This window comes from Pseudofrankia coriaricola, from assembly GCF_032027725.1.
GTDB lineage: Bacteria > Actinomycetota > Actinomycetes > Frankiales > Frankiaceae > Pseudofrankia.
The window spans coordinates 168,359-185,196 of sequence record NZ_JASNFO010000033.1 but is presented as its reverse complement, the minus strand read 5'-3'; the positions used below and the strand labels follow the sequence as shown (position 1 = coordinate 185,196).

At 72.2% G+C, this 16,838-nt stretch carries 13 protein-coding genes; 11 read left to right on the top strand and 2 right to left on the bottom strand.

What is annotated here, in order from left to right; all coding sequences use genetic code 11:
* Positions 1 to 487: 487 nt before the first annotated feature.
* On the bottom strand, positions 488 to 808 hold the full coding sequence (locus tag QOZ89_RS19200; protein ID WP_071050418.1) for a ferredoxin: 321 nt from the start codon (positions 806 to 808) through the stop codon (positions 488 to 490).
* A gap of 120 nt (positions 809 to 928) precedes the next feature.
* Between QOZ89_RS19200 and arc the strand changes: the two genes are divergently transcribed.
* From arc to prcA, 6 genes are all read left to right on the top strand, one after another.
* Positions 929 to 2,737, top strand: a complete 1,809-nt coding sequence (gene arc / locus QOZ89_RS19195) for a proteasome ATPase (RefSeq protein WP_071050419.1) — start codon at positions 929 to 931, stop codon at positions 2,735 to 2,737.
* 455 nt (positions 2,738 to 3,192) lie between these two features.
* On the top strand, positions 3,193 to 4,692 hold the full coding sequence (gene dop, locus QOZ89_RS19190) for a depupylase/deamidase Dop (protein WP_071050420.1): 1,500 nt from the start codon (positions 3,193 to 3,195) through the stop codon (positions 4,690 to 4,692).
* Between the two features lie 730 nt (positions 4,693 to 5,422).
* Entirely contained in the window at positions 5,423 to 5,641 is a 219-nt protein-coding gene (locus QOZ89_RS19185; protein WP_071050421.1) for a ubiquitin-like protein Pup, read from the top strand.
* Between the two features lie 97 nt (positions 5,642 to 5,738).
* Complete coding sequence (locus tag QOZ89_RS19180) at positions 5,739 to 6,779, top strand: endonuclease VII domain-containing protein (protein WP_312624391.1); 1,041 nt, start codon at positions 5,739 to 5,741, stop codon at positions 6,777 to 6,779.
* Positions 6,755 to 7,582, top strand: coding sequence for a proteasome subunit beta (prcB, locus tag QOZ89_RS19175; RefSeq protein WP_198543355.1), 828 nt, complete (start codon positions 6,755 to 6,757; stop codon positions 7,580 to 7,582). The genes QOZ89_RS19180 and prcB overlap by 25 nt, the downstream gene beginning before the upstream one ends.
* 1 nt (position 7,583) lies before the next feature.
* A complete protein-coding gene (prcA, locus tag QOZ89_RS19170; protein ID WP_071050424.1) occupies positions 7,584 to 8,324 on the top strand; it encodes a proteasome subunit alpha in 741 nt (246 codons plus the stop codon).
* A gap of 236 nt (positions 8,325 to 8,560) precedes the next feature.
* Here prcA and QOZ89_RS19165 read toward each other — a convergent pair whose 3' ends face one another.
* Positions 8,561 to 9,295 carry a dienelactone hydrolase family protein gene (locus QOZ89_RS19165; protein ID WP_312624390.1) on the bottom strand — a complete coding sequence of 245 codons (735 nt, stop codon included), beginning with the start codon at positions 9,293 to 9,295 and terminating at the stop codon, positions 8,561 to 8,563.
* 227 nt (positions 9,296 to 9,522) lie between these two features.
* Here QOZ89_RS19165 and QOZ89_RS19160 point away from each other — a divergent pair, with 227 nt between their 5' ends.
* From QOZ89_RS19160 to QOZ89_RS19140, 5 genes are all read left to right on the top strand, one after another.
* A complete protein-coding gene (locus QOZ89_RS19160) occupies positions 9,523 to 10,980 on the top strand; it encodes a hypothetical protein (protein WP_312624400.1) in 1,458 nt (485 codons plus the stop codon).
* Between the two features lie 288 nt (positions 10,981 to 11,268).
* Complete coding sequence (gene pafA, locus QOZ89_RS19155) at positions 11,269 to 12,627, top strand: Pup--protein ligase (protein WP_071050426.1); 1,359 nt, start codon at positions 11,269 to 11,271, stop codon at positions 12,625 to 12,627.
* 678 nt (positions 12,628 to 13,305) lie between these two features.
* Positions 13,306 to 14,001: an FKBP-type peptidyl-prolyl cis-trans isomerase gene (locus tag QOZ89_RS19150; RefSeq protein WP_241841924.1), complete on the top strand. Its 696-nt coding sequence runs from the start codon at positions 13,306 to 13,308 to the stop codon at positions 13,999 to 14,001.
* Between the two features lie 191 nt (positions 14,002 to 14,192).
* A complete protein-coding gene (locus QOZ89_RS19145; protein ID WP_312624389.1) occupies positions 14,193 to 16,415 on the top strand; it encodes a helix-turn-helix transcriptional regulator in 2,223 nt (740 codons plus the stop codon).
* A 26-nt stretch (positions 16,416 to 16,441) separates the two neighbouring features.
* Positions 16,442 to 16,663 (top strand): hypothetical protein, encoded by a 222-nt coding sequence (locus QOZ89_RS19140; protein ID WP_312624388.1) that lies wholly within the window; start codon positions 16,442 to 16,444, stop codon positions 16,661 to 16,663.
* Positions 16,664 to 16,838: the final 175 nt, after the last annotated feature.

Sequence of the window (16,838 nt, the reverse complement as noted above, 5' to 3'; positions counted from 1 at the left end):
TCCGCGGAGGCGCGCCTCCGCGCCAGCTCGGTCGCCTGCCGCTGTGACGTCACCAAGCCAAGACCGACCCCCGAACCGTAGCCAGATCTTCGCGGGAGCCACGTCGCTTCGCTCGTGGAACGTCTGGATCGGTGCTGGTCGCGTTCCGTGCCGATCAGGCGCGAAGGCCGTCCACGAGCGAAGCGACGTGCCCCCACCGAGACAGCAGCTTCGGGCTCGCGACCTACAGCGGGACGCAACCGGGCTGGGCGCGGAGGCGCGCCTCGCGGAGGCCCTCCTACGAGCGAAGCGACGTAGGGGGGCCGCAGCGAGGTCGCCGGAGCGCCCGTGAGCGCAGGAGGACGGCGCGCGGAGGTCCCTTGGGAGCGAAGCGAGTAAGGGGCCGGAGCGCGCCGCCCGGACGGAGCGAACCAGAGATACAGCCCCAGCTGGCGAGGCGCGGACCCGGCGGGCAGAGTGAGGACCCATGCGGCACGGGAGGCGGGCGTCAGGAACCCGGGCCGGCTTCCAGGGTGCCGTCGGGCCGCTCCACGTAGATGCAGTCGCCGGGGCATTCATCGGCCGCGTCGACCACCGCGTCCACGAGTGGGAGCGGAATCACCACCCGGGCGCCCGGTTGGGTCAGCAGCTCGCCTTCGGTGCTCTTGACGTACGCGAGGCCGTCGATGTCGTGCTCGAACACGGAAGGTGCCCGGGTGACGCACAGGCCGTCACCGGTGCACGCCCCCTGGTCGATCCGCACCCGAAGCCCGGCCGAGACACCCGAGTTCGAAGGAGTTGCCACGCGGCTCCGATCGTCTGTCACCATGGCACCGTAACCCGCTGTTTACGACAAAGCCCGGCCGTCCTTGCGGACCTTGCCTGTCAGCGGCGGTCACAACGGTAGTGTTGGGTGCGTCCCGGTCAGCACGGGGGAGGTGGAGGCGCGGTGTCCGATCCCCGCTCGGGCTCTGGCTCCGATGGGAGCACGGGTCGTCCTGGTGACGCCGAAGCGGCACGAACGTCGGCGTACCAGAAGGAAGTGCACGAGCTCACGACGCAGGTCGCCTTCCTCGAGGAGGAAGTGGCCATGTTGCGACGGCGGCTGTCAGAGTCGCCCCGGCAGGTCCGGGTGCTCGAGGAACGGCTCGCTGAGATCCAGTCGGACCTGGCGAGCTCCACGGCACACAACGAGAAGCTGGTGGCCACCCTCCGGGAGGCACGTGACCAGATCGTCACGCTCAAGGAGGAGGTCGACCGGCTGGCCCAGCCGCCGAGCGGCTACGGGATCTTCCTGACCCCGTACGACGACGGCACGGTCGACGTGTTCACCCAGGGCCGAAAGCTTCGGGTGACGGTCTCGCCGAACGTCGTCATCGACGGGCTGCGCCCAGGCCAGGAGGTCATGCTCAACGAGGCTCTCAACGTCGTCGAGGTGCGGGCCTGGGAGCGGCACGGCGAGATCGTGCTGCTCAAGGAGATCCTCGAGAGCGGCGACCGGGCGCTCGTCATCGGGCACACCGACGAGGAGCGGGTGGTCATGCTGGCCCAGCCGCTGCTCGACGGCCCGGTGCGCGCGGGCGACTCGCTGCTCATCGAGCCGCGCAGCGGCTACGCCTTCGAGCGGATACCCAAGTCGGAGGTCGAGGAGCTCGTCCTGGAGGAGGTCCCCGACATCGGCTACGAGCAGATCGGCGGCCTCAAGGGCCAGATCGAGTCGATCCGCGACGCCGTCGAGCTGCCGTTCCTGTACAAGGACCTCTTCGTAGAGCACAAGCTCAAGCCCCCGAAGGGCGTGCTGCTCTACGGCCCGCCCGGCTGCGGCAAGACGCTCATCGCCAAGGCCGTCGCCAACTCGCTCGCCAAGAAGGTCGAGGCGCTGCGCGGCAACGGGTCCGGTCGGGCGTTCTTCCTCAACATCAAGGGCCCCGAGCTGCTCAACAAGTACGTCGGCGAGACCGAGCGGCAGATCCGGCTGGTCTTCCAGCGGGCGCGCGAGAAGGCGTCCGAGGGCATGCCGGTCATCGTGTTCTTCGACGAGATGGACTCGATCTTCCGCACCCGCGGCTCGGGCGTGTCCTCGGATGTCGAGAACACGATCGTCCCGCAGCTCCTCGCCGAGATCGACGGTGTCGAGCTGCTGGAGAACGTGATCGTCATCGGCGCCTCGAACCGCGAGGACATGATCGACCCGGCCATCCTGCGCCCCGGCCGGCTCGACGTGAAGATCAAGGTCGAACGGCCCGACGCCGAGGCGGCCAAGGACATCTTCGCGAAGTACGTCCTGCCCGAACTGCCGCTGCACCCGGACGACGTGGCCGAGAACGGCGGCAGTCCCGAGGCCACCGTCCAGGCGATGATCCAGCGGACCGTCGAGCGGATGTACTCGGAGAGTGAGGACAACCGCTTCCTCGAGGTCACCTACGCCAACGGCGACAAGGAGGTCCTGTACTTCAAGGACTTCAACTCCGGTGCCATGATCGAGAACATCGTGGCCCGTGCCAAGAAGATGGCCGTCAAGGAGCTCATCGAGGGCGGCGTCAAGGGCATCCGGATGCAGCACCTGCTCCAGGCCTGCATGGACGAGTTCAAGGAGAACGAGGACCTCCCGAACACGACCAACCCGGACGACTGGGCCCGCATCTCCGGCAAGAAGGGCGAGCGGATCGTCTACATCCGCACGCTCGTCACCGGCACCAAGGGCACCGAGGCCGGCCGCTCGATCGACACCATCGCCAACACGGGCCAGTACCTGTAGAGGCAGCTCCGAGGCCGGCCCGCCCCCGCATCCACCGGGGACGGGCCGGCCTCGCGCGTTCCGCGACGAGACCAGACCGCCTGGTAGTTGGTGACGTGCAGCAGCGGGTGGCCGTGCGGGCGTGGAGGGCTCGGCACCGAGCGCAGCGAAGGAAACGCACGGACGAGGCCACTTCGGATTGGTGACGTTCAGCGGTAGGTGACCGTGCGGGCGCGGAGGCGCGCCTCGCGGAGGCCCGGGCCCACGAGCGCAGCGAAGTGGGTTGGGCCGCAGCGAGGTCGCCGTAGCGCCCTGTTCGCGGAGGAGGACGCCGCGCGGAGGTCCCGTGGGAGCGAAGCGAGTACGGGGCCGGAGCGCGGCGCCCGGACGGAGCGAACCAATAAAACTGCGGGGCTGTCTGGCCGACCAACCGGCCGCCGACCGCCTACGCTGACAGAGTGAGCGTTCGCCGGATCATGGGTGTGGAGACCGAGTACGGCGTCTCGGTGCCTGGTCAGCCCAACACCAACCAGATGCTCGCCTCGTCGTTGGTGGTGAACTCGTATGCCAACCGGACGGCCAGCGGCGGCAGCCGGGCCCGCTGGGACTTCGAGGAGGAGTCCCCGCTGCGGGACGCACGCGGCTTCGAGACGCCACGCGAGCCCGTCGTCGACCCGTCCGCGCCCGCCAACGAGGACGACCTGGGCCTGGCGAACGTCATCCTGACCAACGGCGCCCGGTTCTACGTCGACCACGCCCATCCCGAGTACTCCGCCCCCGAGTGCACCAACCCACGCGACGTGGTGCTCTGGGACAAGTCCGGCGAGCGGGTCATGGCCGAGGCCGCGCGGCGCGCCCTGCACGTCCCCGGCACCTACCCGGTGCACCTCTACAAGAACAACACCGACAACAAGGGCGTCTCCTACGGCTGCCACGAGAACTACCTCATGGCCCGGTCGACCCCCTTCGGCGAGATCGTCCGCAACCTCACCCCGTTCTTCGTCACCCGCCAGGTCTTCTGCGGCGCCGGCCGTGTCGGTGTCGGCGTCGACGGCCGCACCGCCGGCTACCAGCTCAGCCAGCGCGCCGACTTCTTCGAGGTCGAGGTCGGGCTCGAGACCACCCTGAAACGCCCCATCATCAACACCCGCGACGAGCCGCACGCCGACCCGGAGAAGTACCGCCGGCTGCACGTCATCATCGGCGACGCCAACATGAGCGAGATCGCCACCTATCTCAAGGTCGGCACCACCGCGCTCGTGCTGTCGATGATCGAGGACAGCTGGCTCACCGTCGACCTGTCCGTCGACGGGCCGGTCGCCGCCCTGCGGGCCGTCTCCCACGACCCGAGCCTTCGCCACCTGGTCACCCTGCGCGACGGGCGGAGGATGACCGCCATCCAGCTGCAGATGGAGTACCTCGAACAGGCCCGCAAGTACGTCGAGGACCGCTACGGCACGGACGCCGACGCGCAGACCGTCGACATCCTCGCCCGCTGGGAGTCCGTTCTCACCCGGCTCGAGGACGACCCGATGACCTGCGCCCGCGAGCTCGACTGGGTCGCCAAGCTCTCCATCGCCGAGGGCTACCGCACCCGCGACAACCTGCCCTGGAACGACCCGCGGCTCCAGCTCGTCGACCTGCAGTACCACGACGTCCGCGCCGACAAAGGCCTTTACAACCGGCTCGTCGCCCGCGGCCGGATGGACCGGCTCGTCACCGAGGACGACGTCGTGCGCTCCATGACCGAGCCCCCCGAGGACACCAGGGCCTACTTCCGCGGCCGTTGCCTCGCGCAGTACCCGCAGCAGGTCGCCGCCGCCAGCTGGGACTCGGTCATCTTCGACATCGGCCGCGACTCCCTGCAGCGCGTCCCGACCTTGGAGCCGCTGCGCGGCACCAAGAGCCACGTCGGCGCCCTGCTGGAGCGCTGCCGCACCGCCGCCGAGCTCGTCGACGCCCTCTCCGGCAAATAAGGACGGGCGCTGGGGCGCCCGTCCGTCGGGCGCCGAGCCTGACCTCCCAGATCGGCTCCGCAAGCTCCCAGACCTGCTTGATCGGCTTCGCCGATCAAGCAGGAACCCGGATCCGGCAGGGACCCTGCTCCCCACGTGGTTCCGGGGTTAGGGCATATGACCGGGGTTGGTCTGGTCTCGGCTTGAGGACGTTGCTAGGGCGACGCAGCGCTGATGCGCCGTCACCACTCGGTGGCTGGGTTGCGTGGACGGGCTGCCGGCACGACGTCAGGCCAGTTGACGCGCCCCGGCCGCCGTCCAGCGCCCAACGCCGCTGTGGGGCGCGATGGGCCGCGCCGTGCCAGGGTGGTGAGGACGGCGCCGCCTGTGCGCTCCGTGGCCGCCCTGACGGGCCGCGCGACGGCCTCACGGGGCCGTGACGTGGCTGAATGGGCGCGGCCGGGCGTGGGTAGCCTTCGTTGCGCTGAGGGCTGACGGCCGGACGGAGGCCGACGTTCGTGATGAAGTGGTGCTCTCTCGATCCGCCGAAACCAGTCGGTGGGCCGGGATAGTGTGATCGCAGGCGACGACGCCCGGGCTGGTCGACGACATGACTGGCCATCGGCACCGCCGGCGCGGATAGCTCGCCAGACACCGGCTTGGTCCGGATACGGGCCTGGCAGGGCCTGGGCGGCGGCGCCGGCACGGACGGGCGGCGCAGGCGCGCCGGCCGCGACGACAGGAGGCAGTCATGCCGAGCAAGGACACCAGCGGGGGCCAGACCCACGGCAGCCGTCGTGACGACGACACCGAGGAGGTCGAGGTCGAGGAGCGTTCCGCCTCAGATCTCAAGGAGCGCCACGAGAAGCTGTCCGAGGACGTGGACTCGCTCCTCGACGAGATCGACGACGTTCTCGAGGAGAACGCGGAGGAGTTTGTCCGCGGCTATGTGCAAAAAGGTGGAGAATAGTCGAAATTCCAATCTTACCATGACTGATTGATAGACGTCAAGACCCGGTTCTCTAAGCGCGTTTGTGCAGGTCACGGCCTCGGTGTACCTATGTCCCATGATCACAAAGGCGTGTCGGGACTGTGGCGTCGAGAAGCCCCTCGATCAGTTCCACCGTGACCCGAAAGCCAGAGACGGCCGGCATAGCTACTGCATCGAGTGTTTCCGTCGGCGTGGCCGGGAGCGGTACTACCGGAGGAAGGCGGGCGACCTTACGAACCTTCGGCGGACTCGTCCGCTGGTGTCCGACGGGTACCGGGTGTGCCCGGACTGCGGCGAGCGCAAGCCCGCCGCAGAGTTCGCTGCGAAGAAGAACGCGGCGGACGGCCTGCACACCTATTCCAGACCGTGCAACAACGCGCGTTCGTACGCCAGCGCGCGACGTCTGCACGGCAGCACCCGCAGCCGTGCCCTCCTGTTGAGATACGGCCTGACGGAGCAGGACGTCGAAGCGATGGTTGCCGAGCAGCGTGGCCTTTGCGCGATCTGCGTGGAGAGACCGGCCGCCCACGTGGACCACGACCATCGTGCCGGCTGGGTCCGGGGTGTGCTGTGCTTCACCTGCAACGTCGGGCTGGGCAACTTCGGGGACGACGAGTACGGGCTGCGGCTGGCGGCCAGGTACCTCCGGATGCACCAGCACCGAGGTTCGCCGTTGATGGCGGCGCAGGGCTTCCGGGTGTGCATGTGCTGTGGCAAGCGCAAGCCGTTCGCGGACTTCGCGGCCCGCCGGAGCGAGGGTGCCAAGGTCGGTGAGGATCGCATGCAGCCCTGTTGCTCCGCTTGTCTCGGGGCCCGCGGGCGTGGTGACTCGGGGAAGTGGCACGGTGACGTTGTAGGTACGCGTATCCGTCGGCGGTTCGGTCTGACGGAGAGTCAGGTTGACGCGTTGGTGGCCGCCCAGGGGGCCGCGTGTGCCGTCTGTCGGATTCGTCCGCCGGAACACGTGGACCACGACCACGCGTCCGGTCGGATCCGTGGCATCTTGTGCTTCACCTGCAACACCGGGATGGGCAACTTCGGGGACGACCCGAACCGCCTGCTGCTGGCGGCGAACTACTTGAAGGGGGATGCGTGCCGGATCCAACTAGTGGTGTAGCCGGGCGTCTACCGTCCGTGTTCATGATGCCGGGAACGTCGTCGTTCACCGAGTTCCTGTCGCTCGCGTCGCCTGACCTGCTGCCCGGGAGCCGGCAACAGCTGCCGGTGCCCGCGACCGAGGTGGCGCACGGGACGACGATCGTGGCGGTGACCTTCCCCGGTGGCGTGATCATGGCCGGTGACCGCCGGGCGACCCAGGGGAACCTGATCGCGACCAGGGACGTGGAGAAGGTGTTCCACGCCGACGAGTACTCGGCGGTCGGCTACGCCGGCACGGCCGGCGTCGGCGCGGACCTGGTGAAGCTGTTCCAGGTCGAGCTGGAGCACTACGAGAAGATCGAGGGCGCGGTCCTCAGCCTGGACGCGAAGGCGAACCGGCTCGGCTTCATGGTCAAGGGCAACCTGCCGATGGCCCTGCAGGGCCTGGCGGTGGTCCCGCTGTTCGCCGGCTACGACCTCGACAGCGGCGCCGGGCGGATCTTCTCCTACGACATCGCCGCGGCCCGCTCGGAGGAGAAGGGCTTCCACTCGATCGGCTCCGGCTCGCTGTTCGCCAGGGGCGCGCTGAAGAAGCTCTACAAGGACGACCTGTCGGAGGAACGCGCCGTCCGGATCAGCCTGGAGGCGCTCTACGATGCGGCGGACGACGACTCGGCGACCGGTGGGCCGGACATGGCCCGGCGGATCTTCCCGGTGATCGCGGCCGTCACCGCCGACGGGTTCCGGCGGTACGCCGACGACGAGGTGGGGGCCGTGGTGGATGCCCTCGTCGCGGACCGCATGACGAACCCTGGAGGATGACGTGACCATGCCGTTCGGCGGCTACGCAAGCCCGGAGCAGTGGGTCCGGGACAAGTCCGAGTACGCCCGCAAGGGCATCGCTCGGGGCCGCAGCGTCGTGATCCTCACCTATGCGGACGGCATCCTGTTCGTGGCCGAGAACCCGTCCACGACGCTGCACAAGATCAGCGAGGTGTACGACCGGATCGCGTTCGCCGCGGTCGGCAAGTACAACGAGTTCGAGAACCTGCGCACGGCCGGGATCCGGCTGACCGACATGAAGGGCTACACCTACGACCGGCGGGACGTGACCGGCCGGGCGTTGGCGAACGCCTACGCGCAGACCCTCGGCGCCATCTTCACGGAGTCGGTCAAGCCGTACGAGGTGGAGATCGTCGTCGCGGAGGTCGGGCAGACGCCGGAGTCGGACCAGATCTACCGGCTGACCTACGACGGCTCGATCGCGGACGAGCGGGGCTTCGTGGCGATCGGCGGCCAGTCCGAGCAGGTGAACACGTCGCTGCGCGAGCACCACACCGCTGGCCAGCCGCTGGCGGCGGCGCTGCGGGTCGCGGTGACGGCGCTCACCGCCGGCGTCCAGCCCGGTCCCGGCGTGGCGGCGGGCAACGGCGAGCGGGTGCTCTCGTCGGCCAACCTGGAGGTGGCGGTGCTCGACCGCACCCGGGCGCGCCGCCAGTTCAAGCGCATCGTCGGCGCCCAGCTCGAGGGCCTGCTCGCGGAGACGGCCGCCGCGGCGGACTGACGGTGTCACGAGAAATCCCCGCTGGTCCGCGTCCGCGAACCGGCGGGGATTTCTCTTTGGTGCCCACCGCCGCGGCTGCAGGAGCCTCTCCAGGCCACTGATGCCCCGCCTGGCGATCCGAAGCGGCCTGGCAGGAATCCGCCGCCTGACGGCGGCCCGGCGGCCCGCGGCTGCCGTCAGGCGAGCGGTCCTGCCTGCGCCGCCATGGCCGCGGCGCGCCGGCCGGGCCGTCTCGGCTATGCCGTCTTGGCCGCGTGCTCGTCGAGGAACGCGAGGGCGCGCGACCAGGCATCCGCGGCGGCCTCGGGGCGGTGGACGGAGGCCCGGTCGTCGCTGTGGAAGGCGTGGCCGGCGCCGGGGTAGGAGACCAGCTCGGTGGGGACCGGCGCCTTGGCCGCAGCATCCCGCAGCGCGTTGATCTCCGCCAGCGTGATCAGCGCGTCTTCCTCCCCGTAAAGGCCGAGCCATGGGCCGCGCAGCGCCGGGGCGAGCTCGACGAGCGGCGCGATGCCATCCCAGTAGGGCGCGCTGACGGCGCCCCCGTAGAACGAGACCGCGGCGGCCAGCGGCGCGTGGGTGGCGGTGGCGAGCGCGACGGTGCCGCCCATGCAGAAGCCGATGATCGCGCGGCTCTCCTCACCGACGCCGGCCGTACCCAGGTAGGCGAGGGCCGCGTCGACGTCGGCGGCGATCTCCGCGCCGGTGAACGCGAGCATGTCGGTGGCCGCGGTCGGCCAACCGCCCGCCGCCGGGGTCTGAGCGATCCCCTGGCGGTGGTACAGGTGCGGCGCGGCGGCGAGCCAGCCGGCGGCGGCGAGCCGCTCGCAGACGGAGCGCAGGTACGGGGTGATGCCGCGGGCGTCGTGGACGACGACGACGCCGCCGCGCGGCGCCCCGGCGGGGGCGCGGACGGTCAGTGGCGCGCCGCCGGGGGCCGCGGCCTCGGTGGGCGTGTTGTGGGCATGGGACATGGCCCTATCGTCTCCGCCCCGCGGGAGTGATGGCGGCCCGGGCGGGGGAGCGGGGCGAGGCCGTCCGGTGGGATGTCGGAGTTGCCCCGCGGCGTCGACGCCGGGCGTCGGATCCTCTATCCGGCCCTCTGCCGGGACTCTGCCGCCGGTTCGCGACGACACGCCGCGAGGCGCGTGCGCACGCCGGCTCGTTGCCACAGGATCGGCGCGAACGATAGCGGACGGTGATGGTGGTGGGTGCCTGTCAGGACGGGCACGCCGCGGGCGGGAGGGGCCGGGTGCTGACGGGCGAGGGAAACGACCCCGGCGGGGGCGGTGCGCGGGACCCGGTGGCCGGCCCGGATGGTGGCCGTGGCGGTCCGCGCCACCGCGCGCCCGGCAGGACCACGGGACCCGGCGGCATCCGCGGCCGGGGCACGGGCCCGCGCGGCCCGCGCGCGGAGCCGGCGTGGGCCGTGCCGGAGCCGTACGCGCCGGGCCGGCCGGGGCCAGGCACCTTCACAACCGGGCCGTATGGGCCGTACAGGGCGGATGGGGCGGGCCCGGCGACGCGGGCCGCCGACGGCGGTGGGCGGCAGGCTCGGCGGCTCGTCGTGCTCGTCGTCGGCATGGCGGTACTGGTCGGGGTGCTGACCAGCCTGTACGGGTGGACCGTCACCAGCCTGCGCCCGCGCTCCCTGCCGGTGCTGGCGGCGGGCCCGGCCGACGCGGCGAAGGCACTCGCCGAGCAGCTGTCGGACACCGAGCCGGGGGCGTTGCGGGTCCGGGTGGTCGCCGACGGCGACGCCGCCGACGCGGCGCTGCGCGCCCGCGAGGCCTATGCCGCGTTCGTGGTCGGGCCGAGCGGGCTGTCGCTGCACGTCGCGTCGGCCGCGAGCCCGGCCGTGTCGGAGGCGATGCAGCACGGCATCACCCAGGTCGCGCCGAACGCCGAGATCCCGGTGGTGGACGTGGTGCCGAACGCGCCGGCCGACCACGTCGGCGGCGGGCTGTCCGCCGGCTACCTGCCGCTGGTCCTGGTGGTCGCCGCCGGCGGGGTGCTGCTCGCGCGGGCGACCCCGCGCCGCCGCGTGAGGCTCGCGGGGCTCGTCGGCCTCGCCGTGGCGGCGGGGGCGTCCGGGGCCGCGGCGCTGCGCTACGGGCTGGACGTGCTGCCTGGCTCCTACCTGGCCGCGGCCGGGGTGCTGACGCTGCTGTCGCTCGCGGTGGCCGGCACGGTCCTGGGGCTGGGCGCCAGGGCGGGGACGGCGGGGCTCACCGGCGGGTTCGTGTTCTTCGTGGTCGCGGCGGCGCTGTCGGCCTGGTCGTCGGCGCCGGAGATGATGCCGGCCCCGTGGGGGGGTCTCGGGCAGCTGACCCCGCCGGGCGCCGGCGTGACACTGCTGCGGTCGGCGGCCTACTTCCGGGGCGCCGGCGGCGGGGACCCGGCGGCGGTGCTGACGGTGTGGGCGGCGCTCGGGGTGGCCCTGGTCATGGTCGGCGACACCCGCGGCTGGCTTGGCGGCTCCCGGCGCGCCGAGACGCCGGACGAGGACGACGACGAGGCGGTCGGCTTCCCCGGCATCCCCGTGCCGGTTCCCGCCTCGGCGCCGACGCCGGTCGTGCCCGCGCCGGCGGCGGACGTGTGGGCTCGGGCGGAGAGCTCGGCGCGGACCGTGCCGCCGGCCGGCCCGCCGGTCCGCTGAGCGGTCGCCCGCCGTCCGGGCAGGCGGCCCGGCCTACCCCTGGCCTGACGGCCCGCCCGCATGTCCGGGAGGGCCACGCCAGGCCGCTCGCGGGCGGCCGCGAGCTTTCGGCCCGGTCGGCCGTGGGGCCGCCGTCGCCGCGGGAGATGGCGGCGTATGTCGCCGGGCGTAGCCGAAATGACGAGTTTTCTGACGGTTCGTGACGCCGACCGGCCCGGCGTGCCGAATTCCCGGGGCCGGCGCGTGCGTCCGGCCGCGCGGAGACGGCGACGCGCATAGGGTCCAGGTGTGGATCGCCGCATCTTCGGCCTGGAGAACGAGTACGGCGTCACCTGCGTGTTCCGCGGCCAGCGGCGGCTGAGCCCGGACGAGGTGGCCCGTTACCTGTTCCGGCGGGTCGTGTCCTGGGGCCGCAGCAGCAACGTGTTCCTGAAGAACGGGGCGCGCCTCTACCTGGACGTGGGCAGCCACCCCGAGTACGCCACACCGGAATGCGACTCCGTGCCCGACCTCGTCACCCACGACAAGGCCGGGGAGCGCATCCTGGAGGGCCTGCTGGTGGAGGCCGAGCGGCGGCTGCGCGAGGAGGGCATCGCCGGCGACATCCACCTGTTCAAGAACAACACCGACTCGGCGGGCAACAGCTACGGCTGCCACGAGAACTACCTGGTCGGCCGGCACGGCGAGTTCTCCCGGCTCGCCGACGTGCTGGTCCCGTTCCTCGTGAGCCGCCAGATCCTCTGCGGGGCCGGCAAGGTGCTGCAGACGCCGCGCGGCGCGGTCTACTGCATCTCCCAGCGGGCCGAGCACATCTGGGAGTCGGTGTCGAGCGCGACGACCCGGTCGCGCCCGATCATCAACACCCGCGACGAGCCGCACGCGGACGCCGAGCGCTTCCGCCGGCTGCATGTCATCGTCGGCGACTCGAACATGTCCGAGACGACGATGCTGCTCAAGGTCGGCGCGACGGACCTGGTGCTGCGCATGGTCGAGGCGGGCGTCGTGCTGCGTGACATGACGCTGGAGAACCCGATCCGCGCCATCCGCGAGGTCAGCCACGACATGACCTGCCAGCGCAAGATCCGGCTGGCGAACGGACGGGAGGTCAGCGCGCTCGACATCCAGCGGGAGTACTACGCCAAGGCGGTGGAGTTCGTCGACCGCCGCGGCGGTGACGCGGTCGCGAAGCGGGTGCTCGACCTGTGGGGCCGTACGCTGCTGGCGATCGAGACCGACGACCTGGAGCTGGTCGCCCGGGAGATCGACTGGGTGACGAAGTACGTGCTCATCGATCGTTTCCGCGCCCGCCACGACGTGTCGCTGGCCTCGCCGCGGGTCGCCGAGCTCGACCTGAAGTACCACGACATCCACCGCGAGCGCGGGCTGTACTACCGGATGGAGAAGGCGGGGCTCGTCGAGCGGGTCACCCGTGACCTGGACATCTTCGAGGCGAAGTCGAAGCCGCCGCAGACCACCCGGGCGCGGCTGCGCGGCGAGTTCATCAAGCGGGCGCAGGAGAAGCGCCGCGACTTCACCGTCGACTGGGTCCATCTCAAGCTCAACGACCAGGCCCAGCGCACGGTCCTGTGCAAGGACCCGTTCCGCTCCGTCGACGACCGCGTCGACAAGCTGATCGCGTCCATGTAGGGCGCTCCCGTTGCCGGACGCTCCGCGCCCGCAACCGGGCAGCGCCTGTCGGGCGCTGGGCGCCCTCCCCACGTGGTTCCGGGTCCTGGCATATAGCGGTGGTAACGCTGGGTCCGGGCTGACGAGGTGGTCGGGTTGGCGCTGCGCTGAGGCGCCGTCACCAACGGTGGTCGGGTTGTGTGACCTGCTCGCCGAAACGGCGCTGCGCTGAGGCGCCGTCACCAGCGGTGGTCGGGTTGCGTTGCTTGCTCGCTGGAACGACACCGTCCCATCGTGTGATTTGACATCGAACCCGTGGGATGCCCGGGTGTTGCGCACTCTCATGACTTTTCGCTGGCGTGCGAAACAGTGGCGCCGCATGTGGATGACTGTCCGCGTTTCGTGCTTTCTGGTCGGTCGTGGTGCGGGCGGTGCGGGTCGAAGCGTGGCGGGGAGCGTTTGTCCACGTCTTGTGCTTCTGGCCGGTCGTGTCTCGGCGGTGGGGGTCGGGGGTTTGGCGGGGGAGCGTTGTGGGGGCGGTGGCCTGGGGGAACTGGGGCGGGCGGTGGTGGCGGAAGGGTTTCGGGCTCTGCGAGGATGCCTCCGGATCTGGTCGGCATCCGCTCGGTATCTCGTCGGAAGGCGCGCCGGCAGGTCGTCCACGTCATCCGCCGCCATCCAGGAAGGACGCACCCTCCCGTGACGACGAGTCTTCGCCCCGTGCCCACCCGTCCGTTCGCGCCGCTGGCCGCCGCGGCTGGTTCCCGCGGCCGGGGGCACGGTCGGCGGGTCGTCGCCGGCTGTGCGGTGGCGGTGGTCCTGCTGGGCGCCGCCGTCGCCGGGTGCGACGCGGGTACCGCCCCCGACGGCACCGCCGCGGCCCCGGTGACGACGAAGGCGCCCGTCACCGAGGCGCCGACCGTGCTGCCGGTCGTGGGCAACCCGACGAACCTGACGGTCGAGCCGGCTGTCGGCGCCGGCGTGGGCGTGCCGCCCACGGCGCTGACCGTGAAGGATCTGGTCGTCGGCCAGGGTGCCCAGGCGAGCCTCGACAGCAACGTGACGGTCAACTACGTCGGCGTCCTGTGGAACACCGGCGAGAAGTTCGACGCCTCCTGGACCCAGGGCGAGCCGGCGACGTTCACGCTGAGCCAGGTCATCGCCGGCTTCGCCCAGGGCATCGGCGGCAGCGTCAAGGACAGCGTCGAGGGCATGCGCGTCGGCGGCCGGCGGATGATCATCATCCCGCCCGCGCTGGGCTACGGGCCGCAGGGTGGCAGCGGCCCGATCAAGGTCGACGACACGATCGTCTTCGTCGTGGACCTTCTCGACCTCGGCGGTTCCGGGGCCGCGGGCGCCACCACCGCCCCGACGGACCCCGCGGCCAGCAGCTGACCGGCGCGCGGGCGCGTATCCGCGTTTCCAGCCGGACGGCCAACAGGCACCCATGGGCCGGCCGTCGCAGCCCCCAGCGGGCCGCAACAGGCGGCATAATACGGATCCACGGGAGCCCGTGGCGGGCGCGCGTCGAACTGCTGTGCGGCCTCGCGTCCCGGTTGCCCTGACGGCAGATAACCTCACCGGGTGTGTCCCGTCGACGGCTGGAGCGGCTGCTCAACCTGACGATGTGCCTGATGGCGACGTCGAGGTTCCTGACCGTGTCCGAGATCGGCGACATGGTCGAGGGCTACGAGCCGGGCCGAGACGGCGACGAGCACGAGGCGTTCCGCCGGATGTTCGAGCGGGACAAGCAGTATCTGCGCGACCTGGGCATCCCGCTGGAGACCGGGTCCGACTCCTACGGTGACGAGGTCGGGTACCGGATCCGCCGCGACGACTACGCGCTGCCCGAGGTCCGGCTGACCCCGGACGAGGCGGCGGCGCTGGCGCTCGCCACCCGGCTGTGGTCGACCGCGTCGCTGGCGGCGCCCGCGGCGAGCGCGCTGCGCAAGCTCGCCGCTGGGGGAGCCGCCACCAGCCCCGGCCTGGGCCCCGGTCCGCCCGGTGAGGCCCCCGCCAGGCCGGCCGGGGCGCCGGGGCCGGCGGAGCTGTTCGGCCTCGACGGGCTCGAGCCGCGCGTCGACGCGGCCGAGGCGGCGTTCGAGCCGTGCCTGGCCGCTGTCCAGGAACGCCGTGCCGTGCGCTTCCCGTACCGCAAGCCGGGGGAGGCCGAGCCGGCGGAGCGCCTCGTCGAGCCGTGGGGCGTGCTGTCCTGGCGCGGCCGCTGGTACCTGGCCGGGCACGACCGCCGCCGCGGCGCGCCCCGGGTGTTCCGCCTGTCCCGGGTCACCGGGCCGGTGCGCCCGGTCGGCCCAGCGGGCGCGGTGGCGGTGCCGGCGGGTGTGGACCTGCGGGCGATGGTGACGATGTCCTCGTCGTCCGTCCCCGACCGGGTGCGCACGGCGACGCTCGCGGTCCGGGTCGGCGCCGGCCATGCGCTGCGCCGCCGGGGCCGCCCCGCCGCGGTGTCCGGCGCGGCCGGCGTACCCGTCCCGGTGGGGGAGGCCGGCGAGGCACGCCCCGGGGTCGGCGCGGACATGGAGGTGCTGCGGATCGGCTTCGCCGACGTCGAGCGGATGGCCCGCTGGGTGGCCGGCTACGGCGCCGACGTCGTCGTCCTCGACCCGCCGGACATGCGCGCCGAGGTCGTCCGCCGGCTGCGCGCCGCCGCCGGTGGCGCGGCCGCCTCGGCCTCCGTCCCGACGACCGCCGCCGTGGGCACCACGGACAGGGCTGGCGGCGCCGGCTCCTCGGCCTCCGCCGCGGGAGCGGGCGGTAACGGCGGCGGGCGGCGCCGGGCCGACGGGCCGGCGGGCCGGGCGGCGGGCCGGGCGGCGGGCGAGGCGCCGTCGGAGGACCGGCTGTCCCGTCTGCTGGCGCTGGTGCCGTGGCTGCGCGCGCGGCCGGGGGTCTCCGTCGACGCGGCCGCCGCGGCGTTCGGGATCACCGCCCGCCAGCTGCGCGACGACCTGGACCTGCTGTTCATCTGCGGCCTGCCCGGGGGCGCGCCCGGTGACCTGATCGACATCAGCTACGAGGGCGGACAGATCACCGTCGTCGACCCGCAGACCCTGGACCGGCCGCTGCGCCTGACCGTGGACGAGGCGACCGCCCTGGTCGTCGCCGCGCGGGCGCTCGCCGACCTGCCGGGCCTCGCCGGCCGGGAGGCGCTGGAACGGGCGGTCGAGCGGATAGAGGAGGCGATCGGCAGCCGCCCGACCGAGCGGGTCGGCGTCCAGCTCGACCCGCCGAACGAGGTGCTGACCGTGCTGCAGCGGGCCCTGCGGGAGCGGCGCCGGGTGCACCTGCGCTACCTGGTCTGGTCGCGCGACGAGCTCACCGAGCGCGATGTCGACCCGATGCGGCTGCTGTCGATGGACGGGCACTGGTACCTGGAGGGCTGGTGCCACCGCGCCGAGGCGGTGCGGATGTTCCGTCTGGACTCCATCGTCGGCGGCGCCGCCGGCGTGCGGGTGCTCGACGAGCGGGCGGCCCCGCCGCCGGACGCGGCCGTCCGTGACGTCAGCGCCGGGGTGTTCACCCCGGGCCCGGGCGACCTGCTCGCCGTCGTCGACCTGTCCGCCTCCGCCCGCTGGGCGGCCGACCACTACCCCGTCGAGTCCACCGCGGAGCTGCCGGGCGGCGGCCTGCGCATGACCCTGTACGCGACCGGGACGGCGTGGCTGCGCCGCCTGCTGCTCGGCCTCGGCGGCGACGCCAGGGTCGTCGGCCCGCCCACCCTCGTCACCGAGATCCACGACGCGGCCGCCAAGGCCCTCACGGCCTACGACGACACCGCCTCTTCCTGACAGGCGCGCGGGTAGGGTGATCGGTCATGCCGTGGGTTCTGGTCGACGTCGCGCTGATCGTCGGGTCACTCCTGCTGCTCGTGCTGTGTGCCCTGGCCGTGTGGCGCAAGGTCCGCGCGGCGCGGTCCACGGCGGGCGAGCTCAAGGAGCGGGTCTCCGGCCTGTCGGCCGAGACCACAGCCCTGTCGGCCCGGCTCGACACCGCCGAGGTGACGGCCCGGCTCGCCGAGCGATCCGCGGCGGGCTGACCGACCGACCCGGGCTCGGTGATCCGCCGCCGTCGTTCCTCCCGCGCTGTCCGTAAAACTCGGTGGATGACGTATGTGGTCTGACCAGCCAGGACGGCGACGTAAGGGCTGATCGGCCGGCTTCATACGCCGGAAGATTCATACACCGGAAGATGCAGGTAGACGGGTTGTGGGC

Coding starts and splice junctions, on each gene's coding strand:
- QOZ89_RS19200 (WP_071050418.1), bottom strand. CDS start 808: ATGGTGACAGACGATCGGAGCCGCGTGGCAACTCCTTCGAACTCGGGT.
- dop (WP_071050420.1), top strand. CDS start 3,193: ATGGGTGTGGAGACCGAGTACGGCGTCTCGGTGCCTGGTCAGCCCAAC.
- QOZ89_RS19185 (WP_071050421.1), top strand. CDS start 5,423: ATGCCGAGCAAGGACACCAGCGGGGGCCAGACCCACGGCAGCCGTCGT.
- QOZ89_RS19180 (WP_312624391.1), top strand. CDS start 5,739: ATGATCACAAAGGCGTGTCGGGACTGTGGCGTCGAGAAGCCCCTCGAT.
- QOZ89_RS19165 (WP_312624390.1), bottom strand. CDS start 9,295: ATGTCCCATGCCCACAACACGCCCACCGAGGCCGCGGCCCCCGGCGGC.
- QOZ89_RS19160 (WP_312624400.1), top strand. CDS start 9,523: ATGGTGGTGGGTGCCTGTCAGGACGGGCACGCCGCGGGCGGGAGGGGC.
- QOZ89_RS19140 (WP_312624388.1), top strand. CDS start 16,442: ATGCCGTGGGTTCTGGTCGACGTCGCGCTGATCGTCGGGTCACTCCTG.